Annotated in this window: 16 protein-coding genes; 13 read left to right on the forward strand and 3 right to left on the reverse strand. The window is 68.8% G+C overall.

Annotated features, from left to right (window positions below; translation table 11 throughout):
• Positions 1-9 precede the first annotated feature (9 nt).
• Both EDF69_RS09450 and EDF69_RS09455 read right to left on the reverse strand, forming a co-directional pair.
• Entirely contained in the window at positions 10-1,857 is a 1,848-nt protein-coding gene (locus EDF69_RS09450; RefSeq protein ID WP_165890071.1) for a diguanylate cyclase, read from the reverse strand.
• Positions 1,854-4,022, reverse strand: a complete 2,169-nt coding sequence (locus EDF69_RS09455; RefSeq protein ID WP_165890072.1) for an EAL domain-containing protein — start codon at positions 4,020-4,022, stop codon at positions 1,854-1,856. The genes EDF69_RS09450 and EDF69_RS09455 overlap by 4 nt, the downstream gene beginning before the upstream one ends.
• Before the next feature lie 227 nt (positions 4,023-4,249).
• Between EDF69_RS09455 and EDF69_RS09460 the strand changes: the two genes are divergently transcribed.
• The 11 genes from EDF69_RS09460 to EDF69_RS09510 all read left to right on the forward strand — a co-directional run bounded on the left by EDF69_RS09460 (position 4,250) and on the right by EDF69_RS09510 (position 18,759).
• Entirely contained in the window at positions 4,250-4,627 is a 378-nt protein-coding gene (locus EDF69_RS09460) for a hypothetical protein (RefSeq protein WP_132884217.1), read from the forward strand.
• Positions 4,624-5,334, forward strand: a complete 711-nt coding sequence (locus tag EDF69_RS09465) for a cellulose synthase operon protein YhjQ/BcsQ (protein WP_132884218.1) — start codon at positions 4,624-4,626, stop codon at positions 5,332-5,334. The genes EDF69_RS09460 and EDF69_RS09465 overlap by 4 nt, the downstream gene beginning before the upstream one ends.
• Positions 5,335-5,348: 14 nt before the next feature.
• Entirely contained in the window at positions 5,349-9,701 is a 4,353-nt protein-coding gene (gene bcsA, locus EDF69_RS09470) for a UDP-forming cellulose synthase catalytic subunit (RefSeq protein WP_132884219.1), read from the forward strand.
• Between the two features lie 50 nt (positions 9,702-9,751).
• Positions 9,752-13,111, forward strand: coding sequence for a cellulose biosynthesis protein BcsC (locus tag EDF69_RS09475; RefSeq protein WP_132884249.1), 3,360 nt, complete (start codon positions 9,752-9,754; stop codon positions 13,109-13,111).
• On the forward strand, positions 13,108-13,572 hold the full coding sequence (gene bcsD, locus EDF69_RS09480; RefSeq protein ID WP_125962094.1) for a cellulose biosynthesis protein BcsD: 465 nt from the start codon (positions 13,108-13,110) through the stop codon (positions 13,570-13,572). The genes EDF69_RS09475 and bcsD overlap by 4 nt, the downstream gene beginning before the upstream one ends.
• The gene (locus tag EDF69_RS09485) at positions 13,562-14,623 is read left to right on the forward strand and encodes a glycosyl hydrolase family 8 (RefSeq protein WP_132884220.1); all 1,062 of its coding nucleotides are present in this window, start codon (positions 13,562-13,564) and stop codon (positions 14,621-14,623) included. The genes bcsD and EDF69_RS09485 overlap by 11 nt, the downstream gene beginning before the upstream one ends.
• A gap of 156 nt (positions 14,624-14,779) precedes the next feature.
• Positions 14,780-16,117, forward strand: a complete 1,338-nt coding sequence (locus EDF69_RS09490) for a dicarboxylate/amino acid:cation symporter (RefSeq protein WP_132884221.1) — start codon at positions 14,780-14,782, stop codon at positions 16,115-16,117.
• A 133-nt stretch (positions 16,118-16,250) separates the two neighbouring features.
• Positions 16,251-16,931, forward strand: a complete 681-nt coding sequence (locus tag EDF69_RS09495; protein ID WP_132884222.1) for an RBBP9/YdeN family alpha/beta hydrolase — start codon at positions 16,251-16,253, stop codon at positions 16,929-16,931.
• Positions 16,932-17,118: 187 nt separating this feature from the next.
• Positions 17,119-17,592, forward strand: a complete 474-nt coding sequence (locus tag EDF69_RS09500; protein ID WP_274611249.1) for an alpha/beta hydrolase — start codon at positions 17,119-17,121, stop codon at positions 17,590-17,592.
• A gap of 89 nt (positions 17,593-17,681) precedes the next feature.
• Entirely contained in the window at positions 17,682-18,503 is an 822-nt protein-coding gene (locus EDF69_RS09505) for a glycoside hydrolase family 16 protein (RefSeq protein WP_239555406.1), read from the forward strand.
• A gap of 49 nt (positions 18,504-18,552) precedes the next feature.
• Positions 18,553-18,759: a hypothetical protein gene (locus EDF69_RS09510; RefSeq protein ID WP_125962088.1), complete on the forward strand. Its 207-nt coding sequence runs from the start codon at positions 18,553-18,555 to the stop codon at positions 18,757-18,759.
• 137 nt (positions 18,760-18,896) lie between these two features.
• On the opposite strand, the gene pip is transcribed toward EDF69_RS09510, so the two are convergent.
• Positions 18,897-19,853 carry a prolyl aminopeptidase gene (gene pip / locus EDF69_RS09515; protein WP_132884225.1) on the reverse strand — a complete coding sequence of 319 codons (957 nt, stop codon included), beginning with the start codon at positions 19,851-19,853 and terminating at the stop codon, positions 18,897-18,899.
• A gap of 102 nt (positions 19,854-19,955) precedes the next feature.
• On the opposite strand from pip, the gene smpB reads away from it, so the two are divergent.
• Positions 19,956-20,438, forward strand: a complete 483-nt coding sequence (gene smpB / locus EDF69_RS09520) for an SsrA-binding protein SmpB (RefSeq protein ID WP_132884226.1) — start codon at positions 19,956-19,958, stop codon at positions 20,436-20,438.
• Between the two features lie 5 nt (positions 20,439-20,443).
• A complete protein-coding gene (locus EDF69_RS09525) occupies positions 20,444-21,025 on the forward strand; it encodes a DUF2062 domain-containing protein (protein WP_425336620.1) in 582 nt (193 codons plus the stop codon).
• The last annotated feature ends 43 nt before the right edge of the window (positions 21,026-21,068 follow it).

Genomic DNA, 21,068 nt, shown 5'->3' on the forward strand with positions numbered 1-21,068 from the left:
GCGGGCAGCCTATTCCGCCGCCTCGTCCACCCGCGGCGGCACCACTTCGATGCGGTCGCGGCCCAGCCGCTTGGCGCGGAACAGGGCCCGGTCCGCCTCTCCGATCAGTGTGTCCGTCGATCGCTCGTCGGCAGCGTTCCAGACGTCGATGCCGAACGACATGGTCACCGGCCCGAGCCGTTGCCCGCGGAATTCGATCGTCATCTCGCGCACGGCGCGTCGAAGCTCGTCCACGCGCCGGCAGATCAACTCCAGCGAGGCACCCGGGGCGATGACGGTGAACTCCTCGCCGCCATAGCGGCACACGATGTCGCCATGCCGGAAATGCGCCTGGATCTGACCGGCAACCTCGCGGAGCAGCGCATCGCCTGCCTCGTGGCCGTGGGTGTCGTTGAAGCGCTTGAAGTGATCGACGTCCGCCATGACGACCGCCAGCGGCGCGCCGGTCCGCTGGGCGCGCGCCGCCTCGATCTGCATCGCCTCTTCCAGGTACCGCCGGTTGAACAGGCGGGTGAGGGGGTCGCGGATAGATTGTTCGCGAAGGCGCGCACGCAGGTTCTCGTTCACCAGCGCGAGCGCCACATTCTCCATCAGCAGTTCGAGGCGGAAGCGGTCCTCCGGACTCGACAGCCCCTCCACGTAGATCAGGCCCAGGACCTCGCCGCCCGCAATGACCGGTTCGCACATCCGTTCGACGGGAACGCTTCCGCTGGCGTGCACACAGACGATGTCGGCTCCCGGCCGCGCAACCTCGTGCGACTGGCCGCGCCGCAGCGCCCAGCATTGGTCCGGCAGGAAGGTCTCCGGGTTCGCGTAGGGCTCACCCCAGGTCGAGATGCGGATGAGCAGGTTGTGCGAATGGTTGAGGACGTAGAGCGCGCCGGCCAGGTCCGGCAGGACCTGCGGCAGGAAACAGTCGAGCACGGTCGTGAGCTCGCCCTCGTCGCGGATCGCCTGCAGCCTCCGGGCCATCCCGCTCAGGAGCTCGATCGACTTCTGTCGCGTCTCCAGGGCCCGGCTTCGCTGGACCAGCTCGGCATTGGCACGGGCGAGCTGTGCCTCCGCCATGTTGGATTGCTCGATGGCGCTCGCCAGTTGCTCCGCCATGACATTGTGGGCGCGGGCGAGTTCGCGGAATTCGACACCGCCTGCCACTTTCGCGCGGGCATCCCGGTCCCCGCCACCGAAGCGGTTGACCGCATCGAGCAGGTTCTCGAGCGGCCGGGTCATCCCCGTGCGGATCTGCCAGCCCAGCAGCAGGATCAACAGCGCGAGCAGGGGGCAGCCGACGAACAGGAGCACGCGGACGAGTTCGTAGCTCTGGTTCGCCGCTTCCGTCCGCTGGAGGAGAAGGCGCCGCTCGTCGTCCCGCATGGCCATGGTGATGGCGTTGATCTGCTGCATCAGCGATCGGCCGCGCTCGCGCGAGACGGGGTTCGCCGCCTGCGTCGCCCCAACCCGCCGGCCGCGCTGCACCGCCCGCGTCATGACCAGGGCCTTGTCGGTCGCGAGGCTTCGCAACGCCTCGGCCCGCTGCAACTGCTGTGGATTGTCTTGAACGAGCTCGATCACGCTCTCGCGAAGCGTGGCTGCACGGGCGATGTTCTCATCGAAGTTCGCGAGGTACGAAGCATCATCGGCCAACAGATAGCCGCGAAGTCCGGATTCGGCCTGGCCGAGGTTGGCTTGCAGCGAATTCAGGCTGATGATGACCCGTTGCGAGTGCCCGACCCAGTCGAAGGCGGCGCGGGATTGGTAGCTGCTGTGAAGGAGAAGCCCGCCGAGCGACAGGGTGGCGATGGCGCAAAGGGCCATTACCGCATAGATGCGGGCGCTGAGGGAGGCGAGGATCTTCACGCGCGCACTCCGCTCGGTTGCAGCGGGTGTCGCTGCCGCATCCATTCCTCAAACCGGGGCGCTGGCATCGGACGGCCGAACAGATAGCCCTGGCCACTCCGGCAACCGCTGGTACGCACCAGCTCCCATTGCGCCTCGTTCTCGATGCCCTCGGCCAGCACGTCGAGGCCGAGCCCGGCGCCAAGCGTCGCGATGGCTGCCACGATCAGGGCGTCCGGCCCGTCCGCCGTGATGTCCTTCACGAAGCTGCGATCCACCTTCAGCCGGTTCAATGGGCAGGCCTTGAGCATGCTCAGTGCCGCATAGCCGGTGCCGAAATCATCGAACGCGACGCGGACCCCCTGCGCGTGCAACGCCATCAGCGCCTCGAGCGTGGCTGCGTCGTGGCGAAGCATGACCTTTTCGGTCACCTCCAGTTCCAGCGCGGTCGGGGCCAGTCCGGTCCGGTTGAGGATCGCGCGGACCTCGCCTGCCAGATCGCGACCGCGGAATTGAGCCTCGAACAGGTTGACGCTCATCCGAAACCGCGGCTCGCGCCGCCGCCACCCGACGGCCTGGGAGCAGGCGGTCTCCAGCACCCAGGTGCCGACATCCGCCGCCAGCGGCCCGTGCTCGATCTGGTCCAGGAACTCGCCCGGCACCAGCAATCCGCGCTCCGGGTGGTTCCAGCGGATCAGGGCCTCGGCACCGATGAGGCTTCCGTCCGCGAGATCCACCTGGGGCTGGTAGAACAGCTCGAACTCCCCCCGGGCCAGTGCCTGGGCCAGTGCCTCTCCGGCATCGCCTTCGTCCAGGGGCTCGTGCTTGAGGGCCTCTCCATAGACGCGCCGCGTCCGTTTTCCGTCCCGGCGGGCGTCCTGGAGCGCGGCGCCGGCGGCTGCCATCAGACATTCGGCGTTGTCGGCATGCTTGGGATAGCAGGCGATACCCACCTGGGCGCGGAGGCGGAGGCCCTGCTTGCCGATCTCGAACGGCGCGATCAACGATCCCAGGATGCGGTCCGCGACGACCAGCGCGGCGGAACGCGGCTCGCCCGGCTGCATCGGGCGCAGGACCGCAAACTCCTCTTCGTCCAGCCGCGTGACCGTGTCCCCTGGTGACACGCTGTCGAGGAGGCGGCGCGCAACCTTCTGCAGGGCGATGTCGCGGCTTCCCGGCGATGCCGTGGGCTCCAGCTGACGGAGCCCTGCCACGCCGACGCGTAGCAGATGGATCTGCTCGCCTCGCTCGAGGAATTCGGTGATCCGCTCCACCAGCACGGTTCGGGTCGGCAGGCCCGTAATGGGGTCCTGGTTCGAAGCATGCACGGCGAGGTCGTCGCTGCGCCGGCGCGACCCGATGTCCCGCACCACGACGTCGTATCCGGCGGCGCTTCCGCTGGAGGAGCTTGCGTGCACCAGCACCTCGACCGGGAACAACGCCCCGTTAGACCGCCGGGCATCCAGGTCCGTGGGCGTGTCGAGCAGCGATGCCAATCCCGCCCCGTCGCGGAGGGAGGGGAGGAAATCGACCAGCTGGGATCCTGTCGCTTCGGACGCGGCGACACCGAACAAGCGCGCTGCCGCCTCGTTCCAGAAGGTTACCCGGCCGCGTGCATCGGTACAGGCGACGGCCTCCGAAGAAGCGGCGGCGGCAGGACGAAAACGGGCCGGACCAGCGGCGCGCGCATGCGCCAGCCGCAGTTCCTCCATCCTCTCGGCGGCTCGAAGTCCCAACGCCCGCAGCGCCTGGCGATCCCGTGCCGAAAAGCCGCCGCGCGGACGCTGGTCGATCACGCACAAGGTGCCGACGATGTGGCCCGACGGGGCGCGAAGGGGGGCGCCTGCATAGAAGCGGACATAGGGTGGGCCGACCACGAGCGGGTTGTCGGTGAAGCGCGGGTCGAGCTTTGCATCGAGCACCACCAGCAGGTCGTCGCTTTCCAGTGCGTGCGAGCAGAAGGAAACGTCGCGCGGAGTGCCGCCCTGCTCCAGGCCCAGGCGGGCCACGAACAACTGGTCCGCTTCCCGCACCAGCGTGACAAGTGCGACGGGAGCCTCGAAGCGGCGCGCTGCTGCGCCTGCGATCTCCTGAAGGCGCGGATCCGCCTTTGGATCGCTCAGGCCATATTCTGCAACCGCAGCCAGCCGGGCGCCTTCGTCTGCACTAATCTTCGCTCGTCTCACACGCACACCTCACCAGGTGGCTGCGTCGTTAAACCGGAATAGTTAAAAACTGAGAACACCGTTCTAAAATGGGTCGACAGCACCCGGGTTCCTTCTGGCCCAAGTCCACACGGAGCCTCTACGGTGAAGAAATCGATCTGCCAGTGGCGAAACGGGGGCGCCGCCGCTATGCAATATGCTTCGTTAACTATCTTGCCGTAGGTGTCGAGCTGAACAAGGGGACAGCCATGCGGCAGGACGCGAAAACGCTGCTCGATCGTCTCGATCGGCATTATCTCGAATATCAGGACTTCACGGCGGTCGCCGAGGAGATCGAGCTGTGGCCGCTGTTTCAGACGCTGCTTCGCGATCCGCGGATCGTGGGAAACCGCGAGCAATCCGTGGCGGCGTCGGGCTCTGCTGCTGCGGATGGCACGCTGCCGCCCGCTCAGGAGGCGGCACCTGCCGCGCCCCGGTCTCCCTCCGCAGAGGCGGAAGCCCGCCCGACCGCCGGCCTGTTCGGCCGGTATGGGCGCGCCGCCGCACCTGCCCCCATGGTTCCCGAGCCGGCCCGTGAGCCGGATCTCCGCAACTTCCTCCATGATCTCGGGAAAGGCCGCGCATGACCATGATCCTGATGCGCTCGCCCAAGGGCGGCGTGGGCACCACCTTCCTGACCGCCCGGCTGGCGATCGCGCTTGCGGGGCGGGGGCATGACGTTTCTGCGGTGGACTGCACCACCCAGGAGGCGCTCAAGCTTTATTTCGGCCTGTCGCCCGCCCAGACGCTGGAGATGCTGGATGCCGAGGCGACGCCCGACGCGATTGCCGGCGTTGAGCTGTTCCAGGCCTATCCCGAGCAGAACGTGGAGCAAGTGGCGGACCAGCTGCTCGCCCGCTGCGCGAAGGGGAAGGTCTGCCTCGTGGACCTCGGTACGACGGGCGCGCAGCTGCGCGACCGTCTGCTGCCGCATGCCGCGCTGGAGATCTGCACGCTGGCGCCTTCACCGCTGGCGCTCGCTTCGCTGACGAAGGTCGATGCCCTGACCTCGGTTCTGTCGCTCACGCGCACGGCCTTCGTCCTCAACCAGATGGACGACCGCCGCCGCCTGTCGAACGACATCCACAAGCTGGTGCGCACGCTGCTGGGGGACCAGCTGCTCGGCACGGTGCGCCGCGATGAGGCGGTGATGGAGGCGCTGGCCGCCATGAAGCCGCTCGCCACCTTCGCCCCGGCCAGCGCGGCCCTGACGGATGTCGAACGGCTGACGGAGACGGTGATCGCACGCTGCGGCCTCACGCCGGCCGGACGCTTGCAGGACGCCGCCGCATGAGCCAAGGGGCGGCGATGACGGAGCCCGCCTCGCCGATGTCGCGCGTGGCGCGCGTGCTGATCGCGATACCCGTCCTGATGGCGGTCGTCGCGGTGCTTCTGATTCCGCTCGATTTCCGCACCCAATGGATCTTCGCGGGCACCACCATCATCGGCGCGCTGCTGATCGGGCGGAACAAGTCCCGTCGTGGCACCCTTGCGATCGCCGCGCTCTCGTTGCTGATGTCGACGCGCTACCTGATCTGGCGGACGACGACGACGCTGGAGTTCGACTCCATCCCCGAAATGCTGCTGGGCACCGGCCTCTACCTGGCCGAGCTCTATGCCTGGGTGATCCTGGTGCTCGGCTTCCTGCAGACCAGCTGGCCGCTTGACCGCCCGGTGATCGAGATCGAGGGGACGCCCGACACCTGGCCGATGGTCGATCTCTACATCCCGACCTACAACGAGAGCCTCGAGATCGTCCGCAACACCGCGTACGCGGCGATGGACATGGACTATCCGCGGGAACGCTTTCGCGTGTTCATCCTGGATGACGGGCGTCGCCCGGAGTTCCGGGCGATGGCCCGCCAGGTCGGCTGCGGCTATCTGACCCGCACGGACAATCTCCACGCCAAGGCGGGCAACATGAACGCCGCGCTCCGCAAGACGGAGGGCGAGCTGATCGCGATCTTCGACTGCGACCATGTGCCGACCCGCGCCTTTCTCCAGCTGACGGTCGGCTGGTTCCAGAAGGATCCGAAGCTGGCGTTGCTGCAGACGCCGCACCACTTCTATTCGCCCGATCCCGTGCAGCGGAACCTGGCGGGGGCAGGCGACATGCCGGGGGAGGGCGACCTCTTCTACGGCGCTGTCCAGCGCGGCAACGATCTTTGGAACGCGACCTTCTTTTGCGGCTCGTGCGCGATCATCCGCCGCGAGGCGCTGATGCAGACCAACGGCTTCGCCGGCGAGACGGTGACCGAGGATGCGCATACCGCGCTCAAGCTGCAGCGCATGGGCTGGAACACCGCCTACATCGCCGCGCGCCTGTCGGCCGGCCTGGCGACCGAGCGCCTGGTGCTGCACATCGGCCAGCGCATCCGCTGGGCGCGCGGCATGACGCAGATCATGCGCATCGACAATCCGCTGCTCGGGCGCGGCCTGAACTGGCAGCAGCGGCTTTGCTACGTCAACGCGATGCTGCACTTCCAGTTTCCGTTGCCGCGGATCGTGTTCCTGACGTCTCCGCTCGCCTATCTGCTTGCCGGCGCGAACATCATCCACGCCTCGGCCGGGCTGATCTTCGCCTATGCAGCACCGCACCTGTTCCTGGCGATGCAGTCGAGCGAACGCATCCAGGGCGGCGAGCGCCGTCCGTTCTGGGGCGAGATCTACGAGACGCTGCTCGCCTTCCACCTCGTCAAGCCGACGGTCTACACGCTGTTCCGCCCGCACGAGGGCAAGTTCAACGTGACGGACAAGGGCAGTCTGCTCGACCGGACCTATTTCGACTTCGCGACGGTCAAGCCGCACCTGATCACGATTGGCCTGCTGCTGTTCGGCATCGCCTTCGGCTTTGCGCGGCGGCTTCTGTTCCCCGGCGAGTTCGATGTGCAGCTCGACACGCTGTTCCTCAACACGGCCTGGGCGATGTTCAGCGTGATCATCCTGCTGGCGGCCGTGTCGGTGGCACGCGAGCGGCGCCAGACGCGCCAGCATATCCGCTTGCCGGTGAAGCTGCCGGTGACCGTGTACCTCGACGATGGCTATGTGCTCGACGGGACTACCAAGGACGTGTCGCTGGGCGGCCTGTCGCTCACGCTGCCCGAAGGCGTGACGCTGACGGGACGTACCGTGACCGACGTTGCCCTGCCGATGGGAGACGACATGCTGACACTGCCGGTGGAGACGATGCGAAGCCGTGGATCGAACGCCTTTCTCCGTTTCCCCGAGTTGTCGCCCGACCGGGTCCGCCTGCTGGTTCGGTCGGTGATGGGCCGCGCCGACGCCTGGCAGCCCGCGGGGCCGCACCCGACCGTTTCGGGCTTCCGTTCGCTCGCGCACATCATGGCGATCGGCATCGGCACGCTCGGCAACATCTTCCGCCGGGAGCCCAAGAACGTCGCGGCCGGCACCCCCGCGCCGATCAAGGCCGCTGCGGCCCTGGCACTCACCGTCTTCGGCGCGGCGATGCTGCGTCCCGACGTTGCCCACGCACAGGTGGCGCCGGAGACCGCTGGCGCCGCGGTCGCTCCGGCTGCCGATGGGACCGGTCGCCAGATCCGCCTGACGCTGCGCGACCTGCAGCAGCGCCAGCCGATCCGTCTGGGCAGCACCCATGGTGAGATCGGCATCCCGTTCGGCGTGCGCTCCGATGCGGTCGTCACTTCTGCGACGATGACGCTGACCTTCGCCTATTCGCCCGCGCTGCTCGGCGACCTCAGCCAGATGGTGGTGCTGGTCAATGGCGAGACGGTTCGCACCATTCCGCTGGTGCGGGAGACGGCAGGCGGCACCCAGCTGACCTTCCCGGTCGATCCGGCGCTGTTCCTGCCGGGGGACAATCGCCTGAACCTGCGGTTCCTGGGTCACTACGCCCGCGATTGCGAGGACCCGTTCCACAGCTCGCTTTGGGCGAACATCAGCAACACGCGCACCTATCTGGACCTTTCCGTCCAGCCGCTGCCGCTCAACCCCAATCTCTCCCGCTGGCCGGCGCCGTTCGTCGATCGCGCCGATCCGCGCGCGCTCAACCTGCCGTTCGTGTTCCTGAGCACGCCGACGGCCGGTGAACTGGAGGCCGCGTCCGCGCTCGCCTCCTGGTTCGGCAGCCTGGCGAGCTACCGCGGCTTCTCCTTCCCGCCGCGCTACAACCAGCTGCCGCGCGGCAACGCGGTGCTGTTCCTGACCAACGCGCGCCGGATGGGCAACTTCGGCGGCAACATCCAGGGGCCGTCCGCCTCCGTCGTCCGCAATCCGGCCGATCCCTCCGGCACGCTGCTGCTGGTGATGGGCCGCGACGACCGCGAGCTGAAGCAGGCGGCGGCGGCGCTGGCGCTCAGCCGCGGGCTCGCGGGTGGAACGAGCGCGTCCTTCGCGGGCGTCCGTATCCCGTCGATGCCGCGCTACAGCGCGCCGCGCTGGCTGCGCACGGATCGTCCGGTGGAACTCGGCGAGTTCACCCAGGCCTATGCGCTGCAGGGGCAGGGGCTGCCGCCCGGACCGCTCACGACGTCGTTCCGCGTCGCGCCCGATCTCTTCTTCTGGCCGCGTCAGGGTGGCGACCTGCGCCTGCACTACCGCTACCCGGGGGCGCCCTGGCTCGACCGGCGTGCCTCGCGGCTCGATATCTCGATCAACAACCAATATCTCGGCACGGAGCCGTTGCGTGGCGCGTCCTGGTGGCGGCGGTTGATGGGTGACGATGCGGCGGAGTCCTACACGTCCACCGCAGACATCGTGCTGCCCGACTACAACCTGTTCGGCCAGAACCAGCTGATCCTGGACTATAACCTGATCGTTGCCGACAAGAAGCGGTGCGAAGGCACGCTTCCGGACAATGTGCGGGTCAGCATCCTGCCGGACAGCACGATCGACCTTGGCCACGCCTATCACGCCATCCGCATGCCGGACCTCGCGACCTTCGCGGGCGCGGGCTATCCGTTCACCATCCGACCGGACCTGGGCGAGACGGTGGTCATGGTGGGTCCCAACCCGGCACCTGCGACGGTGGAAGCGCTGCTGGCGGTGATGGGTCGCCTGGGCGATTCCACCGGCGCCGCCGCGACCCAGGTGACGGTGGTGACCGACGGTTCGGCCGATCGCGCGACGGGCAAGAACGTGCTCATCGTCGGCGACATGAAGCTCGCAGCCGGCTCGCTCTTCGCGGACGCGCCCGTCCACTATGAGAACGGCCGCCTGCAGGTGCGCAAGCGGAACCCGATCATGCGCGCGGTCCAGTTCGTCTCCCCCGACAGCCGCGATGCGGAGGAAACGGTGGGAGAGGCGCTCTACAGCAGCGACAACTTCAGCGGCATCGTGAGCTTCCAGTCGCCGTTCGACAGCGACCGCACCGTGGTGGCGCTGCTGGCGACCGATCCGCTGAACCTGCCCCAGATGGTCGCGGGCCTGGCCGACGTGAAGATCAATGCGGCGGTCCAGGGCGATCTCTCGATCTTCACGGGCGACGACATGGCCAGCTTCGCGGTCGGCGATCGCTACTGGGTCGGTGCGCTGCCGCTCTGGATGAAGGCAGCCTATTGGACCAGCCAGCGTCCCTGGCTACTGGCGCTTTCCGGCATCCTGGCGGCGATCCTGTTGTCCTGGCCTGCCTATTTCCTGCTCAAGCGACAGGAGCGCAAGCGGCTCCAAGCGGTGGAAAAGTAATGCGAACCCGATCCTTGCAGTGGCTGCTGAGCGGCGCCGTCATCGTCACGATGGCTCCTCCCGTGGCGGCACAGGCGCAGGCGGATGCCGTGCCGGCACTGCTGCGCCAGGCGAAATACTGGGAAGGCCGCGGCCGCCGCGACTTGGCCGTCCAGGCGTACCGTCGCGTCCTCGCGATCGACCCCAACAATGCCACGGCAAAGCGCGGCATGGCGGGTCCGGCGTCGACGCCTGCGCCCGCACCGGCGCCGGCCAAGCCGGCTGCCGCCCGTCCGCAGCCCAAGCCCCAGCAGCCCGCGGCGCGGCCCGCACCTGCCGCTCCGGCTCCCGCGGCTCCTGCGGCGCCCCGCCGCCAGGCAGCGCCCGCGCCCTCCCGCGATCCCGGCGGCGATGCTCGCGCGGCCGGGTTCACCGCGCTCGACGACGGCAACCTCGAGCGCGCGGAAACGCTGTTCCGCAGCGCGCTCAAGCGCTCGCCGAACGATGGCGACGCGCTGGGTGGCCTCGGCCTGGTCGAGCTCCGGCGCGAACGCTTTGCGGAGGCGCGCGACCTGCTACAGCGCGCCTCGCGCCGCGGCACCGGCAACCGCTGGGCGGAGGCACTCCAGTCGGCGAGCTTCTTTGCGGATCTGCGTGCGGCGCAGGCCGACTTCGATGCGGGCCGCGTCGCAGAGGCGCAGGCAACGGCCGAGCGCCTGTCGCGCAGCGACAATCCCGCCGCGCAGACCGCAACGGAACTGCTTGCCCGCATCTACCAACAGCAGGGTCGCTATGCGGACGCCGCCAATCTCTACACCCAGGCCGCCCGCGCGAGCGGGGGCGCCCAGGTGGGTGCATTGCGGGTAAGCGCCATTCGTGCGCAGGCACAGGCGGAGGTGGCCGCCGGCCGTCCGGGTCAGGCGCAGCAGCTCTACGACCGCGCCATCTCGCTCGACCCGAACGACCCCTGGCTGCGCTACGACTATGCCCGGTTCCTGCGCGACCAGCGCCGGCCGATGGATGCGACCACGATCATCAGCCCGCTTGCGCAGTCGGCCGCGCCGGAGTCGCTCTATGCCGCGGCGCTATTCGCGCAGCAGTCCGGCCAGCTTGGCGCGGCCGAAACGCTGATGGCGCGCATCCCGGAAGGGTCGCGTACCGAGGAGATGAACGGCTTCGTGCTCGGCCTGCGCGCCGAAGCCGCCGTCACGCGCGCCCGGGCGTTGGGTGCGCAGGGGCAGCAGCAGGCCGCGCTGCAGTCGCTCCGCCAGATCGCCGACACGCCCAACCTGCCGGCGGCACAGACCGCGACCATCGCGACCGCGTTGTTCGAGCTTGGCGACACCCAGACCGCCTCCGTACTGGCGCAGCGTGCCGCCGGCATGCCCGTGGCCTCTGCCGAGGCCTATGATCCGATCGTCCGGGTCCTGGCCGCCACCGGCCAGGACATGGCGGCCGAGGAAGCGCTCTCGCGTGCGACCCAGCTCGCCGGCGGCACGGCGCAGGGGATGCAAACCGTGGCGACGCTGCGCTCCGCGGTGGCCGTCGCACGCGCCGACCGCCTGCGTCTCGCGGGCCAATATGCCCCGGCCTTCGACGTCCTGCAGCAGGCATGGGCCGCGACGCCCGGCGACACCGACGTGCTCGCCTCCCTGGGGCGGCTCTACCAGACCGGGGGGCTCAACGCTCAGGCGGCGCAGACCTATCGCATGATCCTGGCCAAGGACCCGAACAACCGGGACGCGCTGATCGGCTTTGCCGAGACCGCGTCGTCGGCCGGCGAGCACGGCGCCGCGCGCGAGGCGGCCCGGCAGGCGATCCGCGTCGCGCCCAGCGACTATCGCACCTATCTGGCGGCAGCGCGAATCGAGCAGGCCCGCGGAGACGACGGCGCCGCGCGGAAGTATCTCCAGCAGGCGCGCACCCTCTATGTGGGGCAGGCGGGCGCCGGCGGCGCCAACCCTTTCGCCGGCAATCCGTTCGCGCAGATGGCGCAGCCGGCGGTTGCGACCAATCCCTTTGCCCCCGTCGCCTCCGGCAGCAATCCGTTCGCCTTCGGCGCCGGCGGCGTACAGACCGCGTCTGCGGCGCCGATGGGGCTCGCGCCCGTCGGCGGGGCGCCCGTGTCGCCCTTCGCCACCTCGCCGCGGTCGGACGGCTACGCCGCCCCGTATCCGGCGGGCGGCGCTGCGGCGGCACCACAGGGCTGGATGCCCGGCGCTCCCGGTTCCCCCGGCTCGGCACCCCAGATGGCGGCGCAAGGCGGTGATCCGGTGCTCCAGGGGATCGAAGCCGACATGCGTCGGCTCGCCGCCAGCAGCGCACCGCGCGCGGACGTTACCACCGGCTTCCGCGACCGCTCGGGTGAAACCGGACTCAGCTCGCTCAAGGAGCTGAGCGGCACTGCCAAGCTGTCGACCGGCTTCGCCGGCGGGCGCGTCGGCGTACAGGCGCAGGCGGTCGTCCTCGACGCCGGTCGTCCCACCGGCTCCGGGCTCGCCCGCTTCGGACGCAACGGCACGGCCGAAGCGCAGGGCATCGTCGCCCAGCAGCCGTCGCAACTCACGCAGGCAGCGACCCAGCACGACGCGGGCGTCGCGGTTGCCGCCACCTATGAGGGCGATCTGGTGCAGGCAGACGTGGGCACCACCCCCCTTGGCTTCGCCAAGCATCATGTGGCGGGTGGGGTCGCGCTGACGCCGCGCTTCTCCGCCGAGGCGAGCGGCCGCGTCTGGGGCGAGCGGCGGCCGGTGACCGACAGCATCGTGTCCTATGCCGGCACGATCGATCCCGTGACGGGGGATTTCTGGGGCGCCGTGATGCGCACCGGGGGCGGTGCTTCGCTGTCCTGGGATCGCGACGGCACCGGCGCCTACGTCGACGGGGCCTGGCATCATTATGACGGCACCGAGGTTCGCGACAACCACTCGATCCAGTTCAACGCGGGCGGCTACACCCGCGCCTATCGCAATTCGCGCTCGTCGCTGACGATCGGGATCAATGCCAATTACCAGGCGTTCGGGAACAATCAGAACTACTTCAGCTATGGGCACGGCGGCTACTTCAGCCCGCAGAGCTTCTTCAGCGTGAGCTTCCCGGTGCGCTTCGCGATGAACACGAACGGCTTCGAGATCAGCGCCAACGCGGCGCCCGGCTATCAGAGCTACGAACAGGACGCGGCGCCGCTGTATCCGACCGATCCGGGCGCGCAGACGGTCCTGGACCAGCTGAAGGCCCAGAATACCGACGTCCGCGCGAGCTACGACAGCCTCAGCGATACCGGCTTCGGCCTCGCCGCAGGGGCGTCGGTCTACTACGGGCTCGCCGGCAGCACCCGCGTGGGTGGTGACATCAATGTTAACACTTTTGGCCAATACAACGAAGTGCGTACCTCGGTAGGTATCAAACAGACGTTGGGAGGCGACAAGTGAGCAAGCCGATGCTGATGCCTTGGCGGCTTGATCCGTCAGAAACCGGGCTTCAGCCGCCGGTCATGCTCGCGTGCCACATGGTGGACGAGGCGTGGGAGGTAGCGGAGCCCGAGCAGGCGCAGGCGTTCTTCCGTGCCATCGGCGCCCGCATCGCGCGTGCCTATCCGCTCGGCGAGGCGCAGTCCAACGACGAGATCTTTGCTGCCATGAACGCCTTCTGGGCCGAAAGCGGTTGGGGCCGGGTGGTGCTGCGCTTTGCCGAAGGGGGGCTGCAGATCCTCCATTCGGAGTTGCCGCCGGCGCCGCACGGCATGGATGACGGCCGCTGGCACGACACCGCGGTGGCCGTGCTCGCCGGCATCTACGACCATTGGCTCGGCCAGCTCGGCGGCAGCGCGAGCATCCGCACGCGCGTCCTCGGTTCCAGCGAACGGAGCGTGGAATTCTTCTATGGTGCTTGATCGACGCGCGCTGCTGCTCGGAGCCGGCAGCAGCTTCGTTGTCGCATGCTCCGGGCGCGCGGCGGACAATGGCCACGACACCGCCGGCAACGCAGCGGCACCGCGTAAGGTCTCGCCGGTGACAGGCGGCAACCCTGCCCTGATCCCGTCCCTCTGGACCGGCTTCAAGGGCAGCTTCGTGCAGCCGGACGGCCGCGTGATCGATACCGGCAACAACGGCGTCAGCCACACGGAAGGGCAGGGCTATGCGCTCGTCCTTTCCGCCACGGCAGGCGACCGCGACGCGTTCGACCGTATCCTCGCCTGGACGGAAAAGACGCTGACGCGCAGCAGCGACCCGCTCTATTCCTGGCGCTACGACCCCAATGCCGCCCAGCCCGTGGGCGATCCGAACAACGCCACCGACGGCGACATGCTGATCGCCTGGGGGCTGATGATCGGTGCAGACCGTTGGCGCGAGCGTTTCTTGGCGGAGCGGGCCGCGGCCATCCGCAACGCGCTGCACGACACCATGCTGCGGCAGGTCGGGAACGACCTCTTCTTGGTTCCTGGCGGCACCGGGTTCGAGCAGCAGGGCCGGTTGACGCTCAATCCTTCCTATTACGTGTGGCCCGCGCTCGAACGGTTCCGGGCGGCCGACGGCGACAAGAAGTGGGATGCCGTCATCAAGGGCGGGGAGGCGCTGATCGCCCGCGCGCGCTTCGGCCAGCATGCACTGCCCACCGACTGGGTGGACGTGACGCCGGACGGCAGCATGTCGCCGGCTGCGGGGCGTGATCCGCGCTTCGGCTTCGACGCGGTGCGCGTGCCGCTCTACCTCGCAATGGCGGGTCGCGGTGCCAAGGCGGACGCGACCGCGCGCTTCTGGCGCGGCTATGGCGCCGGGCCAATTCCCGCGTGGATCGATGTCCGCACCGGGCAGACCGCCCCCTTCGCCCTATCGAGCGGCGCGATGGTGGGCGTACGCCGCCTGCTCGGCCAGCCGCTGCCAGCGCCGACCCCGCAGGCCGATTACTACGCCAGCGTCCTGCAGGCACTCGCCTATCTCTGAGCCGTAGTACCTGCCGTCGTTCAGGACTTAGACCGGAACGACGGCGGTACGCTGCGCATGCTGATGCCCCTGCCGTAATCCCGAGTGGGCGCCAGCTTTTCCGTCCAGCAGAAAAGCTACGTTGGGATGTCTCCTGGCGAACCCCAGATCGGGTTCATGACCCAGGTTTCTGCAAGCGGCAGCGCGTACCGCTTCCCTTCGTTCGGCGTTCAAGTTCTCCTCGGCATGGTGGCGGGCGTTTTGCTCGGCTTGCTCGCACGCTCGATTCCGGGCGGGGACGCCAATTGGCTCGCGCAGACGCTGCACACGGTGGGGCAGAGTTTCGTCCAGCTCCTAAAGGCGCTGGTGCCGCCGCTGGTGTTCACCGCCATCGTCGGCTCGATCGCCGCGCTTCGCGAGCTGCGCAACGCCGCCCGGCTGGTGGTAGAGACGCTGGTCTGGTTCGCGATCACCGCGGGCATCGCGGTGACGATCGGGATCGTGCTGGGCATCGTGATCCAGCCGGGTCTCCATGCGGGCGTGGATCAGGCAGCGGCCGCGGTGCCGGCGACCACCGGCAGCTGGGTCGATTTCCTGAAGGGGCTGATCCCTGCGAACTTCCTCGGCATCGGCGCCACCACCACGCAGGCGGACGCGAAGCTTTCGACCACCCTGTCGTTCAACGTCCTGCAGATCATCGTCGCGGCGATCGCAGTGGGTGCGGCGGCAGTCCGGATCGGTGCGGCGGGCGAGCCGTTCCTGGCGTTCAACGCATCGGCGCTCCAGATCTTTCGGCGGCTGCTGCGCTGGGTGATCGCGCTGACGCCGATCGGCACCGCCGCGCTCATCGGCGATGCCGCGGTCCGCTACGGCTGGGGCACGCTGTCGAGCCTTGGGTCCTTCGCCGGTGCGATCTACCTCGGCCTCGCGCTCGTCCTGCTCGTGGTCTACCCGCTGCTGCTGGCGGCGCACGGGCTCAGCCCGCTGCGGTTCTTCGCGTCGGCCTGGCCGGCGATCCAGCTCGGCTTCGTCTCGCGCTCATCGGTGGGCACGCTGCCCCTGACCGAGGAAGTGACGGAGCGGTCGCTCGGCGTGCCGCGCGCCTACACGTCCTTCGCCGTCCCGCTTGCCGCGACGACCAAGATGGACGGGTGCGCGGCCATCTACCCGGCCGTCTCGGCAATTTTCGTCGCGCAATTCTTCGGCGTACCGCTCCACCTGGCGGACTATCTCCTGATCGTCTTCGTCTCGGTGCTCGGCTCTGCCGCCACGGCCGGCATGACGGGCGCGACCGTCATGCTGACGCTCACGCTCTCCACCCTTGGGCTGCCGCTCGATGGCGTGGGACTGCTGCTCGCGATCGATCCGATCCTGGACATGGGGCGCACCGCGGTGAATGTCGCCGGGCAGGCGCTGGTGCCGACGATCGTCGCCAAGCGCGCCGGCATGCTCGACCTGGCACGCTACCATGCCGGCGGCGCTGCGGACCTCCAGCGACAGGCGCTTTCCGCCTGACGGGCACATCGTTGGCCGCACGGCAAGGCCGTTCGGGCGCAGCTTGATTGTCTAGCTACATAGTAGGATTATCTTCGAACTCGCTGGCGGGCGTGATAGTCAAAGGGTTCTTCTCGGAACCAGGAGAAGCACGATGGCGAGTTCCTCTTCGAACGAAGCACTGCATCCGACGATCTTGACGGTGCCGGGCCTGAACGGATCGGGTCCCTCCCACTGGCAGACGCTGTGGGAGCGGCGCCGCCCCGATACGGTGCGCGTCGATCTCGGCATGTGGCACACCCCGCATCGCAACAGCTGGGTCACCAAGCTGGACCAGGCGATCCGCCGGGCGGAGGCGCCGGTGGTGCTGGCCGCGCACAGCCTGGGCTGCATTGCGGTCGCCTGGTGGGCGGAGCTTTCGCCGCAGTTGCCAGACGGGCCCGTCGTCGGCGCGCTGCTGGTGGCACCTGCGGACGTCGATCGGCCGGAGGCGCCTGCCGAGGTGAAGGGCTTTGCCACGACGCCGCGCCTGCGGCTGCCGTTTCCCTCGATCGTGGTCGCTTCCCGGGACGATCCATGGATCACCCTGGAGCGTGCGCGCGGCCTTGCCGCGGACTGGGGCAGCGAGTTCATCGATGCCGGAGAGCGCGGCCACCTGAACGCCGACAGCGGCCTGGGCGACTGGCGCGCCGGACAGGAACTGCTCGACGGCGTCCTCCTCGAAAGCTTCGAAGCGGGCGGGCACGGCACCGCCCCGACGGAAGCACGCAGCCTGGTCGCACGCGAGGTACGGCGCCGCGCGGGCTCCGGCGGCTTCGAGGCACACGGGGCGTGAGCTCGGCGTCAGGGAAATAATCAAGGCGGCGAGGGATCGCGACCGCCGCATAAAACAGGGAAGGGAGCTGCCTATGACCAGTCTGGCGATGTGGCGAGAGGATCTCTCCGTTATCACGCTTTCGGACCCGCAAGACCCGCTGCCTGCCTAGCGGAAGCTGGGATGGCCGGCCGAAGGGGCGCGGCATCTGAGCGGGGGCTTCGCGACACGGTCCGACCGGGCACGCTGGGCGGCCAAGCTGGACCGCGCCGTCACCGAGTCGGACCGGTCGGTGCTGCTGATCGCCAGCGGCCTCAGCTGCTTCGCCGTCGGCTGGTGGGCGAAACTGTCGCCCACCAACTATGCCGCCCGAGTGGCGGGCGCGCTGCTGTTCGCGCCGGGCGAAGCGCGGGAGGACCTGCGTGGCCGCTTCGCCGCGCCCCGGATCGCGATGCCCTTCTCCTCGCTGGTGATCGACGACGCAATCGACGAGAAGGATGCGGAGCTGCAGCGCATCGCTTCCGACTGGGGCAGCGGGCTCGTGCGCACCCGGGAACGGAGCGCACCCGCCGGCGGCTCCTGGCAGCAGGCACAACGCCTGTTCCGGCGTTTCACCACTGCGGTGGTCGAGCACGACGTGCAGCGCGCGCGGGCACTTCGCGGGCTCGGCGCGGGCGCGTAAACGGCCGGCATCCGCTTCCCAGTCTCTCCGGTAGCGCCTAGGATCTCCGAACCCGGCGGCTGGAGACCGGGACAGCGGAGGAGATGCCGATGCAATGGATGCTGCTCGCGGTGCAGGCGGCGACGCTGGGCGCCACCAACTATGCCGTGGACGCCCCGATGGCACCGCCCGCGGCCCCGGCCAGTTTCGCAGACGAATTCGCGGCCAAGAAGGTGGACCAAAGCATCTGGCGGTTCGACACCTCCCGCAACGCCGCCGGCTGGTACAACAACGAAAAGCAATATTACGCGGCCGACCGCCCGGAAAACACCCGCATCGAAGACGGCGTGCTCGTGATCGAGGCGCGGCGGGAGCCGCTCTCAAAGGCGACGTTCCCCGATTGGGGAGGACAGGCGTACAGCTCCGCCAAGCTGGTGACCCGCCAGACGCTCGGCTACGGCTTCTACGAGGTGCGTGCCAAGCTCCCCTGCGGCCGCGGCGCCTGGCCCGCAATCTGGATGGTTCCGGAGGATGCCTCCTGGCCCGCCGGTGGCGAGATCGACATCATGGAGATGGTCGGCTGGGACCCCAACGTCATCCATGCGACCCTGCACAGCGGCGCCTTCAACCATCGGCTCGGCACGCAGCGCGGCGCGCAGAAACGGGTCGCGACGGCCTGCACCGCCTTTCACAACTATCAGCTCGACTGGAGGCCAGACTCGATCACCATCGGCGTCGACGGCCGCGCCTATATGCGGGTTGCGAACGACCAGTCGGGCGGGGCAGCGGCATGGCCGTTCACCAGGCCCTATCCGCTGATCCTGAACCTTGCCGTAGGCGGCGACTGGGGCGGGGCGAAGGGCATCGACGACCGCAGCTTCCCGCAGCGCATGGCCGTCGACTATGTCCGCTACTGGAAGCACGGCAACTGATCGCACGGCGGCTGGACAGCGGCAGGACGGCGCCGCTATCGGCCCGGCGATGGGTATCATCGCAACGATCATGAACACGACCACCGGCCAGCCGATCCAGCGGATGAGCTTCGGCCGCATGCCAAAGCCATGGGCTTCCTTCACGCTGGAGACGGGCGAGCTCGTCACTGCGGACCGCGTCGAGGTGGGCAAGCCCGCGCCGGGCAAGGTCGTCGTGCCCGTCTCCGTCTGGGTTACGCCGAAGAAGTCCGGCTGAACGGCCGCGAGCGATACTGTACCCCGGCGAAGGCCGGGGCCCAGTCGGGCAGGCTTCTGAAAGGGGGCGCGACCCAACCTAGACCATCGCACCTGTGCCCCGGCCTTCGCCGGGGTACCAAGAAGAGTGAAGAGCGTTTACTTCGCCGCGTACCGGTCGGTCGCGCGGACGAGCTGGTCCAGGATCCCCGGCTCGCTCCACGCGTGCCCCGCTCCCTCGACCAGCCGGAAGTAGGCCTCCGGCCACGCCTGGTGCAGCGCCCAGGCGGTGCGCGGCGGGCAGACGATGTCGTAGCGCCCGTGCACGATCGTGCCCTGAATGCCGCGGAGCCGGTGCGCGTCCCGGATCAGCTGGTTCGGCTCCAGCCATCCGTGGTGCACGAAATAATGGTTCTCGATCCGCGCAAAGGCGAGGGCGAAGTGCGGGTCTTCAAACCCGGCGCTGAGGTCCGGGTCGGGTAGCAGCGTGATCGTCCGCCCTTCCCACAGGCTCCACGCCTTGGCCGCCTCGATCTGCGCCTCCGCATCGTCGCCCACCAGCCGCCGGCGGTACGCGCCCCGCGTGTCCCCGCGCTCGGCTTCCGGGATCGGCGCCTGGAACGCCTCCCAATAGTCCGGGAACACCTCCGACGCGCCGAACTGGTAGTACCAGTGCAGTTCGCGCTCGGTCAGCGTGAAGATGCCGCGCAGCACCAGCTCGCTCACCCGCTCCGGGTGTGTCTCGGCATAGGCAAGCGACAGGGTAGAGCCCCAGGAGCCGCCGAACACCAGCCAGCGCTCCACGCCGAAATGGCGGCGCAGCCGTTCGATGTCGGCGACCAGATGCCAGGTGGTGTTCGCCTCCAGCGACGCGTGGGGGGTGGAGCGTCCGCAGCCGCGCTGGTCGAACAGCAGCACGTCGTAGCGCGCCGGATCGAAAAGGCGCCGTACATCGGCGGAAATGCCGCCGCCGGGCCCGCCGTGCAGGAACACGGCGGGCTTCGCACCCGGCGTGCCGCACCGTTCGTAATAGATGCTGTGCCCGTCGCCGGCGTCGAGCATGCCCGTCTCGTAGGGTTCGATCGGCGGGTAGAGGCTGCGCAGCGGTTCGGTCATGCCCCGTTCTTGCAGTTGCGCGGCCGCGCCGTCCAGCGGCGTGCACATCGCACCGTCGAGTACCTTCCCTCGCGCGATGCGAGCGCCTATGTCCGGCCTCCCATGGCCCGACCCAGACCCGCCACCTTCGACAAGCGCAAGACCGTCGCCGAGAACCGGCGCGCACGCTTCGACTATTTCATCGAGACCACCTACGAGGCTGGCATCGCGCTCACCGGCACCGAGGTGAAGTCGCTGCGCTTCGGCGAGGGCTCGATCGCCGAAAGCTATGCCGAGGTGAAGGACGAGGAGGTCTGGCTGATCAACGCCAACATCCCCGAGTTCAGCCACGGCAACCGCTTCAACCATGAGCCGAAGCGCCCCCGCAAGCTGCTGCTCAACATGCGTGAGATCAACAAGATGCACGGCGCCGTCGCGCGCGAGGGCATGACGCTGGTCCCGCTGTCGATCTACTTCAACAGTCGCGGCCGCGCGAAGGTGGAGCTGGCGCTCGCCAAGGGCAAGAAGGCGCACGACAAGCGCGACACCATCAAGGAACGCGACTGGAAGCGCGAGCAGCAGCGCCTGCTGCGCGATCGCGGCTGACGCGCTTGCACGACAAGCAGCTCGGCGTCCGCATCCTGCGGTGGGCGGCGGCGAACATGCCGACGCGCGAGAGCATGGGCGAGAACCGCTGGCTCCGCCCGGTGGCCCATCGCGTGCTTGCCCCGGAGCTGTGGCGGTTCACCCGGCGTTCGGTGCCGCGCGGCGTCGCGCTCGGGATGGTGACCGGCATTCTGATCCCGATGGGCCAGATCCCGGCCTCCGCCGTGTTGGCGCTGCCGCTGCGGGCGAACATTCCGGCCGCGGCGCTCACCACCTTCTTCACCAATCCGATCACGACGCCGCCGCTGTGGGTGGCGGCCTATTGGGTCGGGGCCTGGCTGCTGCGGTTCGATGCGAAGGTGCCCGGGCAACCGCTTGCCACCCATGCGCAGGTCAATGTCGGCTGGCTCGACTGGTTGCTGGTCGATGCGGGCCCAGCGACGCTCGTCGGCCTGCTGTTCTTCTCCTTGCTGGGTGCGCTGGTCGGCTATTTCGGCAGCGCGTTCGGGTGGCGCTTGTGGATCGGGCGAAAGTGGCGCCGCCGCCATCGCCGCTCCGCACGGCACGAGGATACGTCTTTGAATTGACGGGCGATCCCCGCCCACTAAGACAGCCGCATTCCACCCAGTG

Origin of the sequence: Sphingomonas sp. JUb134, assembly GCF_004341505.2 — a bacterium.
GTDB lineage: Bacteria > Pseudomonadota > Alphaproteobacteria > Sphingomonadales > Sphingomonadaceae > Sphingomonas.

Excerpts from the sequence above, each read along its gene's own strand:
- EDF69_RS09475 (WP_132884249.1), top strand. The coding sequence starts at position 9,752 with ATGGCTCCTCCCGTGGCGGCACAGGCGCAGGCGGATGCCGTGCCGGCA.
- EDF69_RS09460 (WP_132884217.1), top strand. The coding sequence starts at position 4,250 with ATGCGGCAGGACGCGAAAACGCTGCTCGATCGTCTCGATCGGCATTAT.
- smpB (WP_132884226.1), top strand. The coding sequence starts at position 19,956 with ATGGCCCGACCCAGACCCGCCACCTTCGACAAGCGCAAGACCGTCGCC.
- EDF69_RS09485 (WP_132884220.1), top strand. The coding sequence starts at position 13,562 with ATGGTGCTTGATCGACGCGCGCTGCTGCTCGGAGCCGGCAGCAGCTTC.
- EDF69_RS09495 (WP_132884222.1), top strand. The coding sequence starts at position 16,251 with ATGGCGAGTTCCTCTTCGAACGAAGCACTGCATCCGACGATCTTGACG.
- EDF69_RS09505 (WP_239555406.1), top strand. The coding sequence starts at position 17,682 with ATGCAATGGATGCTGCTCGCGGTGCAGGCGGCGACGCTGGGCGCCACC.
- EDF69_RS09490 (WP_132884221.1), top strand. The coding sequence starts at position 14,780 with ATGACCCAGGTTTCTGCAAGCGGCAGCGCGTACCGCTTCCCTTCGTTC.
- EDF69_RS09510 (WP_125962088.1), top strand. The coding sequence starts at position 18,553 with ATGGGTATCATCGCAACGATCATGAACACGACCACCGGCCAGCCGATC.
- bcsA (WP_132884219.1), top strand. The coding sequence starts at position 5,349 with ATGACGGAGCCCGCCTCGCCGATGTCGCGCGTGGCGCGCGTGCTGATC.
- pip (WP_132884225.1), bottom strand. The coding sequence starts at position 19,853 with ATGACCGAACCGCTGCGCAGCCTCTACCCGCCGATCGAACCCTACGAG.
- EDF69_RS09465 (WP_132884218.1), top strand. The coding sequence starts at position 4,624 with ATGACCATGATCCTGATGCGCTCGCCCAAGGGCGGCGTGGGCACCACC.